The 12798-nt window shown below is 72.1% G+C and carries 13 protein-coding genes; 5 read left to right on the top strand and 8 right to left on the bottom strand.

The annotated features are described in order from the left end of the window. Positions 1-106 precede the first annotated feature (106 nt). The 3 genes from ACZ67T_RS05910 to ACZ67T_RS05900 form a co-directional block, all read right to left on the bottom strand. Positions 107-517: a DUF3040 domain-containing protein gene (locus ACZ67T_RS05910; RefSeq protein ID WP_469981752.1), complete on the bottom strand. Its 411-nt coding sequence runs from the start codon at positions 515-517 to the stop codon at positions 107-109. Positions 518-790: 273 nt separating this feature from the next. Continuing rightward, positions 791-1561, bottom strand: coding sequence for a methyltransferase (locus ACZ67T_RS05905; protein ID WP_469981751.1), 771 nt, complete (start codon positions 1559-1561; stop codon positions 791-793). A gap of 128 nt (positions 1562-1689) precedes the next feature. Further along, complete coding sequence (locus tag ACZ67T_RS05900; RefSeq protein ID WP_469981750.1) at positions 1690-2244, bottom strand: SAV_6107 family HEPN domain-containing protein; 555 nt, start codon at positions 2242-2244, stop codon at positions 1690-1692. Positions 2245-2404: 160 nt separating this feature from the next. Between ACZ67T_RS05900 and ACZ67T_RS05895 the strand changes: the two genes are divergently transcribed. From ACZ67T_RS05895 to ACZ67T_RS05875, 5 genes are all read left to right on the top strand, one after another. Then, the gene (locus ACZ67T_RS05895) at positions 2405-3187 is read left to right on the top strand and encodes an ATP-binding cassette domain-containing protein (protein ID WP_469981749.1); all 783 of its coding nucleotides are present in this window, start codon (positions 2405-2407) and stop codon (positions 3185-3187) included. Then, a complete protein-coding gene (locus ACZ67T_RS05890; protein ID WP_469981748.1) occupies positions 3159-5243 on the top strand; it encodes a YhgE/Pip family protein in 2085 nt (694 codons plus the stop codon). The genes ACZ67T_RS05895 and ACZ67T_RS05890 overlap by 29 nt, the downstream gene beginning before the upstream one ends. A gap of 35 nt (positions 5244-5278) precedes the next feature. Further along, the gene (locus ACZ67T_RS05885; RefSeq protein WP_469981747.1) at positions 5279-5887 is read left to right on the top strand and encodes a TetR/AcrR family transcriptional regulator; all 609 of its coding nucleotides are present in this window, start codon (positions 5279-5281) and stop codon (positions 5885-5887) included. A 372-nt stretch (positions 5888-6259) separates the two neighbouring features. Beyond that, positions 6260-6874, top strand: a complete 615-nt coding sequence (locus ACZ67T_RS05880; RefSeq protein ID WP_469981746.1) for a DUF4126 domain-containing protein — start codon at positions 6260-6262, stop codon at positions 6872-6874. A 59-nt stretch (positions 6875-6933) separates the two neighbouring features. After that, a complete protein-coding gene (locus ACZ67T_RS05875; RefSeq protein ID WP_469981745.1) occupies positions 6934-8433 on the top strand; it encodes a phytoene desaturase family protein in 1500 nt (499 codons plus the stop codon). Between the two features lie 19 nt (positions 8434-8452). Here ACZ67T_RS05875 and ACZ67T_RS05870 read toward each other — a convergent pair whose 3' ends face one another. From ACZ67T_RS05870 to ACZ67T_RS05850, 5 genes are all read right to left on the bottom strand, one after another. Then, entirely contained in the window at positions 8453-9295 is an 843-nt protein-coding gene (locus ACZ67T_RS05870; RefSeq protein WP_469981744.1) for a hypothetical protein, read from the bottom strand. Between the two features lie 47 nt (positions 9296-9342). Next, positions 9343-10263, bottom strand: a complete 921-nt coding sequence (gene metF / locus ACZ67T_RS05865; RefSeq protein WP_469981743.1) for a methylenetetrahydrofolate reductase [NAD(P)H] — start codon at positions 10261-10263, stop codon at positions 9343-9345. 86 nt (positions 10264-10349) lie between these two features. Next, positions 10350-10997 (bottom strand): thiamine phosphate synthase, encoded by a 648-nt coding sequence (thiE, locus tag ACZ67T_RS05860; protein ID WP_469982272.1) that lies wholly within the window; start codon positions 10995-10997, stop codon positions 10350-10352. A 76-nt stretch (positions 10998-11073) separates the two neighbouring features. Then, positions 11074-11439: an Rv2175c family DNA-binding protein gene (locus tag ACZ67T_RS05855; RefSeq protein WP_100592200.1), complete on the bottom strand. Its 366-nt coding sequence runs from the start codon at positions 11437-11439 to the stop codon at positions 11074-11076. 75 nt (positions 11440-11514) lie between these two features. Beyond that, positions 11515-12750 carry an NAD(P)/FAD-dependent oxidoreductase gene (locus tag ACZ67T_RS05850; RefSeq protein ID WP_469981742.1) on the bottom strand — a complete coding sequence of 412 codons (1236 nt, stop codon included), beginning with the start codon at positions 12748-12750 and terminating at the stop codon, positions 11515-11517. Between the last annotated feature and the right edge of the window lie 48 nt (positions 12751-12798).

Raw genomic sequence — 12798 nt, 5'->3', positions numbered from 1 at the left:
GCGCGCGGACACGCCTGAGGGGTGACCACCCGTGAGTGGTCACCCCTCAGCTACGTCTGTTCCTGTGAGGACCATTGATCCCGTGGGGACTTCGTCCGGCGGGGGCTCAGTGGCCGCCCTGTTCGTCTCGGCGCCGCTGCCAGCGCTGCTCGATCCGGTTCATCATCGAGCGGCGCTGCTTGCCCTGACGCCGCGCCGCCGGCGGCGCTCCTGGCGCTGCTCCGGCAGCCGGCTGTTCACCGGGCTTGGGCGCTTTGCGCCATGCGGTCATGGCGAGGACCGCGCAGCCCAGCATGACGAGGAACCCCACCACGCTGATCCAGATCTGCTTGGCGACCATTCCGGCCATGAGGAGCGCGATACCCACCAGGAAGCCGGCGACTGCCTGGTAGACCCGACGTCGGGTGTACGTACGCAGCCCGCTTCCCTCAAGCGCTGTCGCGAACTTGGGATCTTCGGCGTACAGCGCTCGCTCCATCTGCTCGAGCATTCGCTGCTCGTGCTCCGAGAGCGGCACGGAGTCCTCCTCATCGTGCAGTCGCCGGGGCGACCGGGGGTCCCCTTCAGGATAGGCAGGGAATCGCCCCCGTGAAACCCGCCCCTCTACGCCAACTTCGCCAACCAGGACCACCACTCCGCTCCGGCTCGCTGAAGCCTTAATGCCCCGGCGGCCGTCCCGTCATGCCGGACCGGCTCCCTCGATCATACGGCGCCCGGCGCCGAAGCGGGGGGCCTGTGGCGTACTCCATCCGCCGCTGCGCCGCTGATCAGCGGCGCGTCACCGGAGCACTCAGGCCTCCGGGGCCCCCTGCTTCTCGCCGAGGACGTGCAACTGCGTGGCGACGGCATGGAAGGCGGGCAGCTCGGCGGCGGCGGCCTCCAGCTTGAGGAGCTCCTGGAGGGCGCTCGGTTCGGTGTCCACGAGGACGCCCGGCACGAGGTCGGCGAAGACCCGTACGCCGTGCACCGCACCGACCTCGACGCCCGCGGATCCGACGAGCCGGGTGAGCTGCTCGGCGCTGAAGCGGCGCGGCACGGGGTCGCCGTCGCCCCAGCGGCCCGCCGGGTCGCCGAGGGCCTGCCGGGCCTCCTTGAAGTGCCCGGCGAGCGCCCGGGCGAGCACGGCGCCGCCGAGTCCTGCGGCGAGCAGGCTGAGGACGCCGGAGGAGCGGAGGGCGCCCACCGCGTTGCGTACGCCCTCGGCCGGGTCGTCGACGTACTCCAGAACGCCGTGGCACAGGACCACGTCGTATCCGTCGCGCTCGACGACGTCGAAGAGACCGGAGACGTCGCCCTGCACCCCGCGCACGCGGTCGGCCACGCCGGCCTCGGCCGCGCGGCGCTCGAGTGCGAAGAGCGCGTTCGGGCTGGGGTCGACGACGGTGACGCGGTGACCGAGGCCGGCCACGGGCACCGCGAAGTTGCCGCTGCCGCCTCCGGTGTCGAGCACGTCGAGCGACTCGCGCCCCGTGGCCTTGACGCGACGGTCGAGGGCGTCCTTGAGAACGTCCCAGACCACGGCGGTACGGAGAGAAGCGCGGGGGCGCATCGGGTCCGACACGACAGGTGACTCCTCGGCGCGGCTCCGGCTCATGGGCTGCGGAGCGATGGGGATTCCTCCCCCACCGGCACGGCGATGGGTGGAGGGTTCGGGCGCCTCCACCCTATTGCCTCGTGAGAGCTGTCCGGTCACCCCACGTCGGGCACCTCCCGGCCCGCCACCGGGCCCTCGTCCTGCGCCCTGGGCTGGGGCAGTATCGGCTGAAGGACCAGCATCCGCTCGACGAGGCGCAGGAACATCGCGACGTCGCGGAGCAGGTCGTCCGCGTCGCGGATGCCGGCCGCTCCCCGGATGCCCGCTTCGGCGCGCGCCCTGCGGGTGGCGCCGGAGGCGAACAGGGCGCTCCACTCGGTCAGTTCGGGCGCGATCTCGGGGAGCACTTCCCAGGCGCTCCGTATCCGGGCGCGCCGTCGGGGCGTGGGTTCGGGGCGGCCGCGGGCGGCGAGCACGGCGGCCGCGGTACGCAGCGCGGCCAGATGGGCCGTGGCGTACCGCTCGTTGGGCGTTTCGAGAAGGGCCGCCTCGTCGAGGCCCGTGCGCGCCTGGGCGAGCAGGTCGAGAGCGGCGGGAGGGGCAGTTGCCCGGCGGAGTACGGGGTGGACGTCGGCGGCGGGTCCGGTCAGCGAGGGTGCAGGGCGTGTGGCGCGGGGCCGGCGTGCGGCTGCTGCTGAATGTCCAGCCATGACGAACCTCCTGTCGTCTGCGTGACGGCTCAGTGGCCGTATGTGCCCATCGTGGAGTACGCCACTGACAATCGGCCCTGACCTGCACTTTTGCTTCGAGCGACAGTTCGGGCTAACTTTTGCACTGACCAGTCAGTTCAAAAAGTGGGGGGGCCCGACCATGGACGGTCCGAACGCGGTCGCCGTCAGCGCCGAGGGGTTCGGGCTCAAGGGCCCGCGCGGCTGGGCGTTCCGCGGGGTGGACATCGACGCGGAGCCCGGGGCGCTCGTCGCCGTCGAAGGGCCGTCCGGGTCGGGCCGCACCTGCCTGCTGCTCGCCCTCACCGGACGTATGCGACCCACCGAGGGCGCCGCGTCCGTGGGCCCCTTCCGGCTGCCGAAGCAGCTGTCCGCGGTCCGGCGGATCAGCGCTCTCGCCCATGTGCCCGGGGTCACCGACCTCGATCCCGCGCTGACGGTCGAGGAGCATCTGCGCGAACGGGCGCTGCTGCAGCGTCGGTTCGACGGTTCCCTGCGGACGCTGCTGCGGCCCCGGGCCGAGCGGGCCGCCGCCTCGCGGCTGCGGATCGACACCGCGCTGGCCGCCGCGGGCCTCGACCGGGAGGCGCTGCCCAAGGGCACCCGCACCGCCGTGCGCGACCTGGAACGGATCGAGGCGCTCCGGGTGTCGGTGGCCCTCGCGCTGATCGGGCGGCCGCGGCTGCTCGGCGTCGACGACACCGACCTGAAGCTCTCGGACGCCGAACGGACGCAGGTCTGGGACCTGTTGAGGTCCGTCGCCGAGTCCGGCACGACGGTCGTGGCGGTGTGCAGCGAGGCGCCCAAGGACGCGGTCCTCGTATCGACGGCGCCCCACGACGAAGCGGACGAGCAGAGCCCCGAGAATCCCGGGACCGAGAAGAAGGAGACGGCGGATGCGCTCGCCGAGGCTGGCCGCGCTTGAGCTCAGGCGCTTCGGCAGGGGGAAGCTGCCGCGCGCCGCGCTCGCCGCGCTCCTGCTGCTGCCCCTGCTGTACGGCGCCCTGTACCTGTGGTCGTTCTGGGACCCGTACGGGCGTCTCGACAGGATTCCCGTCGCGCTCGTCAACGACGACAGGGGCGCGCGGGCCGCCGGCCAGAAGATCGTGGCCGGCGACGACATCACCGAAGGGCTGCACGACAGCAAGACCTTCGAGTGGCACGAGGTGAGCGCGGCACAGGCCCGCAAGGGCGTCGAGGACGGGACGTACTACCTGTCGCTGACGATGCCCGCGGACTTCAGCGAGCGCATCGCGTCCAGCTCCGGGGACACCCCGGAGACCGGCGCTCTTCAGGTGCGGACGAACGACGCCAACAACTACATCGTCGGACAGATCTCGCGGACGGTGTTCTCCGAGGTGCGTTCGGCGGCGTCCACCAACGCGTCGCGCTCGTTCCTCGACCGGATCTTCATCTCGTTCTCCGACATCCACGACGCGACCAAGAAGGCGGCGAAGGGGGCCGATCAGCTCAAGGGCGGTATCGGCAAGGCGAAGAAGGGGTCCAAGGACCTGGCGGACGGTCTGAAGGACGCCAAGAAGGGCAGCGGTGAGCTGGCCGGCGGGATCAAGAAGCTGAACAAGGGCGCGGGGGATCTGGAGTCCGGCTCGAAGCAGGTCTCCGACGGCACCCAGCTCCTCGCCGACAAGGTCAACGGCGTCGCCGGGCAGGTGCGCCCGTTCCTGAAGGACAACAAGAAGGCGATCGGAGACACCGCCCGGCTCGTCGCCGACTCCGCGAAGGGCATCCGGCACAACCTCGACGTCCTGGTGAGGACGGCGCCGACGGCCGCCAAGGGCGCGCACGCGGGGTCCGATGTCCTGGACGGGGTCTACCAGGCACGCTGCGAGACGCTGCCCCTGTCCGACCCGGTCTGCCCCGACCTCAAGAAGGCCAAGGTGGCGGCTGCCGACGTGGCGAAGGTCGCCGACGACCTGAACGTCCTGATCGAGGACGACCACGGCGACCTGGACACCCTCGACCGCCATCTCGCCACGCTCCAGCGGCAGTCCGAGGCGCTGGCCAAGCAGGCCCCGACGCTCGACCAGGACGTGGCCACCGCCGTCTCGAAGATCAATGCCCTCAACAAGGGCGCGGGCCAGGTCGCCAAGGGTGCCAAGCAGCTGCACACCGGGCTCGGCACGGCGAAGACGGGCTCGGCGGACCTCGACACGGGCGTCGGCAAGCTGAAGACGGGCGCGAGCGATCTCAACGGCGGCATGTTCCAGCTGGCCGACGGCTCCGGACAGCTGGCCGGCGGGCTCCACGACGGGGTGAAGCAGATCCCCGACTACGACAAGAAGGACCGCGACCGGCGCACCGGCGTCATGTCCGACCCGGTCCAGCTCGCCTCGCAGTCCCTGCACAAGGCGCCCAACTACGGCACCGGGTTCGCCCCTTACTTCATCCCGCTGTCCCTGTGGGTCGGCGCGATGGTGGCCTACATGCTGATCCAGCCGCTCAACCGGCGCGCACTCGCCGCGGGCGCCTCCGCCTGGCGGATCGCGCTGGCCGGCTGGCTGCCCGTGGCCGCGCTCGGGGTGCTCCAGGTGGCCGCCCTGATGTCGGTGCTGCACTGGGCGCTGGGGCTCCAGATGGTCAGGGCGGCCGGAACGGTCGGCTTCCTGTTCCTCGTCACGGCGTGCTTCGCGGCGATCGTGCAGTGGCTGAACGCCCGCTTCGGAGCGGCGGGGCGGATCCTCGTACTCGCCTTCCTGATGCTCCAGTTGACGTCGGCGGGCGGTACGTATCCCGTACAGACGAGCCCCGGCTTCTTCAACGCGATCCACCCCTTCCTGCCGATGACGTACGTCGTCGAGGCGCTGCGGAGACTGATCTCGGGCGGCGGCCTCGGACCCGTGTGGCAGGCGTGTGCCGTGCTCGCCGCGTTCACGGCCGGCGCGCTGGCCCTGACCGCGCTGAGCGCCCGCGGAAAGCAGGTGTGGACACTGGACCGGCTGCACCCCGAGCTCAGCCTGTGAGCGCGCCCGCACCGGCGCCTGTGAGAATCAGGGGCATGGAAAGCAGCACACGGCGCCAGGCCACCCGGCAGAAGCTGTACGAGGCCGCGGTCACGCTCATCGCGGAGCAGGGGTTCTCGGCCACCACGGTCGACGAGATCGCCGAGCGCGCCGGGGTCGCGAAAGGCACGGTCTACTACAACTTCGCCAGCAAGTCGGTGCTCTTCGAAGAGCTGCTCCGGCACGGCGTCGGGCTTCTCACCGCCTCGTTGCGGGAGGCGTCGGAGAAGACGGCCGCGAGCGGCGGCAGCAAGATCGACGCCCTGGACGCGATGATCCGGGCCGGCCTCGTCTTCATCGACCGCTATCCGGCCTTCACCCAGCTGTACGTGGCCGAACTGTGGCGCACGAACCGCGCCTGGCAGTCCACCCTCGCCGTGGTCCGGCAGGAGGCCGTCGCCGTCGTGGAGGACGTGCTGCGGGACGCCGTCGCTGGCGGTGAGCTGAGCGAGGAGATCGACATCCCGCTGACGGCGGCGGCGCTGGTCGGCATGGTCCTGGTGGCCGCGCTCGACTGGCAGGCCTTCCAGCCGGAGCGCTCCCTGGACGACGTCCACGCGGCGCTGTCGCGGCTGCTCCAGGGACGCGTGACGGGCGGCCGCTGACCGCTCCCGGACGCGAAGGCGGAGACAACAGAGCGCCGGTCCGGCGTGGCCCGAATTCTCAGGCCTCACCGGACCGGCGCGTCCCCCGTGTTCCCCGTGTCCCCCGTGTTCCCCCGTGGGCCCGTCGGTCGTGCGGGCCCCCGTACCTCGCCCCCGCCGTGGCGGGAGGAGCGGCCAAGGGGGCGAAGCGCTGTTCCGCCGCCCCGTGTCGGCGGTACCGGCGCCGCGCCCCCTTCCGTGCCTCCACTCTCCCGTCCGCGCAGGTCCGGCCCCATCCGCGCAGCTACTCATCTCACGTACTAGGTACGGATACTCAGGCCTGGGTGCTCATGCCCAGGACCCCCGAGTTCGCGACTGGTTACGATCACGTCCGTGTCCGTACTCCCCCTGGTCTTCACCAGCGGCTGGGCGAGCGGGATCAACGCGTACGCGGTGGTCCTCCTCCTCGGCGTCTTCGGCGCGACCGGGCTGACCGACGAAGTTCCCGAGTCGCTCCAGCGCACCGACGTGCTCATCGCCGCCGGGGTGCTGTTCCTGTGCGAGGCCGTTGCCGACAAGATCCCTTACGTGGACTCGCTCTGGGACACCGCGCACACGGTGATCCGGCCGGTGTCGGGTGCGGTTGTGGGCGCGCTGCTCGCCGGCCAGAGCGGGTCGCTGTCCGACCTCGCGGCGGGCGCGGTCGGCGGGTCGACGGCGCTGGCGAGCCACGCCGTGAAGGCCGGGACACGGATGGCGATCAACACCTCGCCCGAGCCGTTCAGCAACTTCGCGGTGAGCTCGGCCGAGGACCTCGGGGTCGCCGGGATCATCACGTTCGCCATGTTCCATCCCGAGGCGGCCGCGATCATCGCCGCCGTCCTGCTCTTCCTCGGTCTGCTCATGCTGTACTTCCTGATCTCGCGGATCCGGCGGTTCCTGCGGCGCCGGGCGCAACGGCGCGAGGAGCGGCGCATCGCGGACCGTACCGGCGCTCCGCCGGGCTGATCCGGCTCCCGGCCGGGCTGTCGGCGGGGGTGTCGGCGGGGGCCGATAAAGTCGCTGGCATGGCACGGATTGCGGTGATCGGCGCCGGGATGGGCGCGATGGCGGCCGCTGCCCGGCTGGCCGTGGCAGGCCACCGGGTGGCGGTGTACGAGCGCGCGTCGACGTACGGCGGGGCGCTCGGCGGCTTCGCCCGGGACGGCTTCTCGTTCGACACTGGCCCGGGGCTGCTCCAGCTGCCCGCGGTCTACCGGGACTTGTTCATCAAGACGGGCAAGGCGCCCCTGGAGGACGCGGTCGAGCTGACCCAGGTGGAGCCCGCCGTGCGGCATGTCTTCGCGGACGGCACAGCGGCGGACCTGCCGAACGCGCGGCGCGGGGGCATCGCGGACGCCCTGGACGCGGCGCTCGGCGAGGGTTCAGGAGCGCACTGGTCGGCGTTCATGAACCGGGCGCGCGAGGCCTGGGACCGCACCCGGCGCCCGCTCCTCGAAGAGCCCCTGTGGCCGAACTGGCGGATCCTCGCGGACCGCGAGCCGTACCCCGTGGTGGTCCGCCGCCGGATGCTGCGCAAGGACCTGTCGGCGACGACTCTCTCCGAGGTCGCCGCTCTTGAGCTGGGCGGGGACCCGCGGCTCGTCGCACTCCTGGAGCAGTACGCGCTCGCGTCCGGACTCGATCCGCGGACGGCTCCGGCGAGCGCGGCCGTGCTGCCGTACATGGAGCAGACGTTCGGCACCTGGGCGGTGCGCGGCGGGATGCGGGAGCTGGCGCGGGCCGTGTACGAGCGGTGTCTTCAGCGGAAGGTCGAGTTCGAGTTCGACGCGCCGGTGGCGCGGATCGTGGAGAAGGACGGCCGGGCGACGGGTGTCGAGCTGACCGGGGGCAGGGTCGTGGAGGCCGACTTCGTGGTCGCCGGTGTGGCGCCCGATGTCCTCGACGAGCTGCTGCCCGGGCGGGCACTCAGGGGCGAGGCCGAGGTGGCGCCGCAGTCGGCGCTGCCGAGCCGGCTGACGGTGTTCCTGGCGCTGCGCGGCGCGCGTCCGGGCGACGCCCCGCACCGGACGGTCGTGCACACGGCGGACCGGGAGGCCGAGCTGGCCTCGCTGTTCGGCGGGGGCACGGCGGTGGCGGAGCGGCCGACGGTCACGGTCCTGCGTCCCGACGACGCCTCCGTGGTGCCGGACCCGGACCATGAGGCGGTCACGCTGGTGGTCACGGTGGCGCGCGGCGCGCGCGTGACGGACGCGGACGTGGAGCGGGTCATCGACGCCGCCGGGCAGGCGGTCCCCGGGCTGCGCGACCGCCTGCTGTGGCACGAGGCCCGCACGCCGTCGGAGGTCGCCGAGGCGACCGGAGCCGAGGGCGGTTCGGTGCCCGCACCTGCCCTGGCCGCGGCCTCCGGCAGGCTTCTGCACCCGTCGAACAGCACGCTCGTTCCGGGCCTGTTCGCCGTCGGCGGCTGGTCGCACCCGGGCGGCGGACTGCCGCACGCGGGGATGTCGGGCGCGCTGGCGGCCGGGCTGATCGTGGAGGGCCCGGACTTCCGCGGCTCGCAGTGACGGGCGCCGCCCGCCGGGTTCAGTAGCGGTACTGCTGCTGCTCGTTGTAGCCGGAGCCGCCGTCGTAGCCGCCCTGGCCGTGCTGCTCGTACGGGTAGGGCTGCTCCGGGGGCAGTTCGCCGCCGTACTGCTGGTGCTGGTCGTCGCCGGTGCGCTGCTGGGGCACCCAGACCCCGCCGGGCGGCGTCTCCATGGCATAGCCGCCGTTCGCGTACGGGTCGCCGTACTGCTGTCCCGTGCCGTACGCGTCGTCGTACTGGGGCTGCGCCGGGTAGGTCTGCGTCCCGATGTACGGGTCGGAGTAGGCGGCGTACTGCTGCTGGCCGTTGTCGTAGCCGTACTGCTGCTGCTCGTAGCCCGCGTACGCGTCGTAGGCGTAGCCCTGTGCGGCAGCGTCCGTGTGGGCGGCGGACGGGGTGTAGACGCCGTACTGGCCGGTGTCGTCGGGCATCGGCTGCGGCGCGTAGACGGACGTCGCCTCGGCCGCGGACTCGGGTTCCGGCTCGGGGTCGTCCGGGGCGGCCGACTCGTACTCCAGGTCGGACACCTCGAGGACCGGGTCCTGGTCGACCGGCTCCCTGAGCTTGCGCCGCTTGCTCTCGCCGGGGTTCCCGCCGAGCGCCCAGCCCGTGGAGAAGCCCCTGCGGAACGACAGCGTCACATACGTCTGGCCGACCGCGAACGTGATGGCGCCGACCCCGATGACGATCACCGAAGGGATCAGCACGCCGAGGACGACGCCGACGAAGCCGACGAAGGCGAGCAGCCGGAAGCGCAGCCTCGCCTTGTACTGGAGCAGTACCTCACCGAGCAGCCACAACGCGACGATTCCGAACGCGATGTAGAGGACCGTCCAGCCCATGTACGCCCCTCTCGTACGGCCGCCGCCCCTGGTGGAATACGGCCGGGTCAGGCCTGCTGGTCGTGCAGGCCCAGATTCTCGTAGATCTCCAGTGTCGCCGTGGAGTTGTTGAGCGTGATGAAGTGCAGACCCGGAACGCCCTCGTCCAGCAGCTTCGCGCAGAACTCCGTCGCGAACTCGATGCCAATGGAGCGTACAGCCGCCGGATCGTCTTTGGCTGTGAGGATGCGCTCTTTCAGGGCGGGCGGAAACGTGGCGTTGCTGAGCTGCGGCAGGCGTTCCAGCATGCGCACGCTCGTGACCGGCATGATCTCCGGGATGACGGGGGTGTCGCAACCCGCTGCCTCGACCCGGTCGCGCAGCCGCAGATATTCCTCGGGGTAGAAGAACATCTGGGTGATCGCGTAGTCGGCGCCCGCCCGGCACTTGTCCACGAAGTGGCGGACGTCGGAGTCCCAGTCCTCGGAGCGCGGGTGCATCGCGGGGAAGGCCGCGACGCCGACGCAGAAGTCGCCCGCCTCCTTGATGAGCCGGACCAGTTCGGCGGCGTAGGTCAGGCCCTCCGGGTGCGCGACCCAGTCGGCCATGGGGTCGCCGGGCGGGTCTCCGCGCACGGCGAGGATGTTCCTGATGCCCGCGTCCGCGTACTGGCCGATGATGTTGCGCAGCTCGGCCACGGAGTGGTCGACGGCCGTGAGGTGGGCGACCGGGGTCAGGGTCGTGTCGGCGACGATCTGCTCGGTCTCGCGGACGGTGCCCGCGCGGGTGGAGCCACCGGCGCCGTACGTCACGGAGACGAAGTCGGGCGCGACGGCCTCGACCCGTCGCAGCGCGTTCCAGAGGTTCCGCTCACCCTTCGGGGTCTTCGGCGCCGAGAACTCGAACGAGAAGGTCGTCTTGCCGGTCGCGAGCATGTCGCGCACGGTGCGTGCGCGATCAGTCCTGGTGGAAGCGGTGCCAAGGGCCATATGGGCAGGTTAGCCACGGGAGGGCTCTGTCCCTAATCCCCGTCCACCCTGCGGACACGCGTCTTGGCGGGGCCCGACCGAACGGATCAGGCCGTACGCAGCCGCTTCGCGAAGTCGGCCGCCGCCGCGCCCGGGTCGTCCGCCTCGGTGATGGCACGGACCACGACGACGCGGCGTGCGCCCGCTTCGAGCACCTCGTCCAGATTGCCCGCGTCGATGCCGCCGATCGCGAACCAGGGACGGTCCGTGCCGAGCGAGGCCGTGTAGCGCACCAGGTCGAGGCCGGGCGCGTACCGGCCGGGCTTGGTGGGGGTCGGCCAGCAGGGGCCGGTGCAGAAATAGTCCACGCCGTCCTGGACGGCGGCCGCGGCGGCCTCCGTGTCGGCGTGCGTGGAGCGGCCGATCAGGACGTCCTCGCCGAGGACGGCGCGGGCGGCCGCGACCGGCAGGTCGCCCTGGCCCAGGTGCAGGACGTCGGCGCCGGCGGCGTGGGCGACGTCCGCCCGGTCGTTGACCGCGAACAGCTTGCCGTGGCGGGCGGCGGCGTCGGCGAAGACGGCCAGGTGCTCCAGCTCCTCGCCCGCCTCCATGCCCTTGTCGCGCAGCTGCACGATGTCCACGCCGTTCGCGAGGACGGCGTCGAGGAACTCGGGGAGGTCGCCCTGGCGCTTGCGGGCGTCCGTGCACAGGTACAGCCGGGCGTCGGCGAGCTGGGCGCGCTGCGTTGCGGCCATGGCCATGGGTGAGTCCCCCTGGTCGGTGGCGTGCGGGCCGCGGTGAGCGCGCCCCCCACGCCGGACGGTTGTCAGGTCAGACGGCAAGCGCCTGGGCGCGGCGCTTCACCTCCGTACCGCGATTCTCGCTCAGCGCCTGCGCGGGGGTGCCCGGCAGGGTCGGGTCGGGGGTGAAGAGCCACTCGAGCATCTCTTCGTCGTTGTAGCCGTCGTCCCTGAGCAGGGTCAGAGTCCCGGTGAGGCCCTTGACGACCTTGTCGCCGTCGATGAAGGCGGCGGGCACGTGCAGCGCCCTGTTCTCCCCACGGCGTACGGCGATCACCTGGCCTTCCTTCACCAGCTGCCGCACGCGCGTCACCTCCACGCCGAACTGCTCGGCGATGTCGGGGAGGGTGAGCCACTCGGGGACGAGAGCATCGATCTTTGCGTCAATCTCGGTCACAGGACAAGCGTGCCATCCCGGACTGACAGTGGGAAACGCGGCCGCGCAAAAGGCCCGGTCGCCCCGGCGGGGCGGTCAGACGACAGCGGCCTTCAGCGGGCGGGCCGGGTCGCTGATGACCTGTGGGTCCAGGGGGGCTCCCGACTCGATGAGCTTGCGCCCCTGGGCCAGGTCGCGCGGGCGGCCCACGGCGAGGACGCCGACGAGCCGGCTCTCGCGCAGCCAGCACACGCTCCAGGACGCGCCCTGCGGGTCGCCGCGCCACACGGTGGTGTCGGCGGCCGCGTGATGTCCGGCGTACTGCACGAAGCGGCCGAACTGCTCCGACCAGAAGTACGGCACGGGATCGTACGTCGCCGGGTTCTCGCCGATGATGTTGGCGGCGACCGTGCGGGGGCCCTGGAGCGCGTTGTCCCAGTGGTGGACCATCAGCCGCTCGCCGTATCTGCCCGAAGGGAAGGACGAGCAGTCACCGACGGCGTACACGTCGGGCTCGGAGGTGCGCAGGCGGTTGTCCGCCACGACCTCGCGGTGGGCGCCGAGCGTGATGCCGGAGCCGGTGAGCCAGCCGGTGGCGGGGCGGGCCCCGATGCCGACGACCACGGCACCTGCGGGCACCCGCGTGCCGTCGTCGAGGACCACTGTTCCGGGCTCGACGTGCTCCACGCGCGCGTGGGTGCGCAGTTCCGCCCCGGCGTCCGCGTACCAGGCGGCCATGGGGGCGGCGACCTCCGCGGGCAGCGCTCCGGCGAGCGGCCGCTCGGCCGCCTCGACGACGGTGACCGCGCATCCGGCCTCACGGGCCGCGGTGGCGAACTCGGCGCCGATCCAGCCCGCGCCGACGACGACGATGTCGCGCTGTGCGGCGAGGACGGGGCGCAGGCGTTCGGCGTCGTCGAGCGTGCGCAGCAGATGGACGCCGGGGATGTCCTCCGTGCCGGGCAGCCGGAGGGGCTCGGCACCGGTCGCGAGGACGAGGACGTCGTAGAGGGCGGGTCCGGTGGCGGTGTCGAGGGTGTGCTCGGCGGGGCGCACGCCGGTGACCTCGCGGCCCAGTTCGAGCCTGATGTCGAGGGCTTCGAAGTCCACGTCGAAGGCGGACCCCTCGGCCTTGCCGAGCAGGACGGCCTTGGACAGCGGAGGCCGGTCGTACGGCTGGTGGGGTTCCGCGCCGATCAGCGTGACGGCGCCGGTGAAGCCCTGTTCGCGCAGGGCCACGGCGGTCTGGACTCCCGCCATCCCGGCTCCGACGATGACGACGTGCCGCCCCGCCCGGGGCACCGGGGCCTGGTTCTGGGTCTGCTCACTCACCGGATCACCATATGCACCTGACGTTCAGTCAGTCAGCGGGCCGCGTCA

The sequence above is a fragment of the Streptomyces sp. NPDC107517 genome (assembly GCF_055582645.1).
Note: the sequence above shows the minus strand (reverse complement) of the source record. Positions and strands in the feature narration are given on the sequence as shown.

Bases quoted from the DNA above. Each gene is read 5' to 3' on its own strand.
- ACZ67T_RS05885 (WP_469981747.1), top strand. From the start codon at position 5,279: ATGGAAAGCAGCACACGGCGCCAGGCCACCCGGCAGAAGCTGTACGAG.
- ACZ67T_RS05900 (WP_469981750.1), bottom strand. From the start codon at position 2,244: ATGGCTGGACATTCAGCAGCAGCCGCACGCCGGCCCCGCGCCACACGC.
- ACZ67T_RS05870 (WP_469981744.1), bottom strand. From the start codon at position 9,295: ATGGGCTGGACGGTCCTCTACATCGCGTTCGGAATCGTCGCGTTGTGG.
- ACZ67T_RS05875 (WP_469981745.1), top strand. From the start codon at position 6,934: ATGGCACGGATTGCGGTGATCGGCGCCGGGATGGGCGCGATGGCGGCC.
- metF (WP_469981743.1), bottom strand. From the start codon at position 10,263: ATGGCCCTTGGCACCGCTTCCACCAGGACTGATCGCGCACGCACCGTG.
- thiE (WP_469982272.1), bottom strand. From the start codon at position 10,997: ATGGCCGCAACGCAGCGCGCCCAGCTCGCCGACGCCCGGCTGTACCTG.
- ACZ67T_RS05890 (WP_469981748.1), top strand. From the start codon at position 3,159: ATGCGCTCGCCGAGGCTGGCCGCGCTTGAGCTCAGGCGCTTCGGCAGG.
- ACZ67T_RS05895 (WP_469981749.1), top strand. From the start codon at position 2,405: ATGGACGGTCCGAACGCGGTCGCCGTCAGCGCCGAGGGGTTCGGGCTC.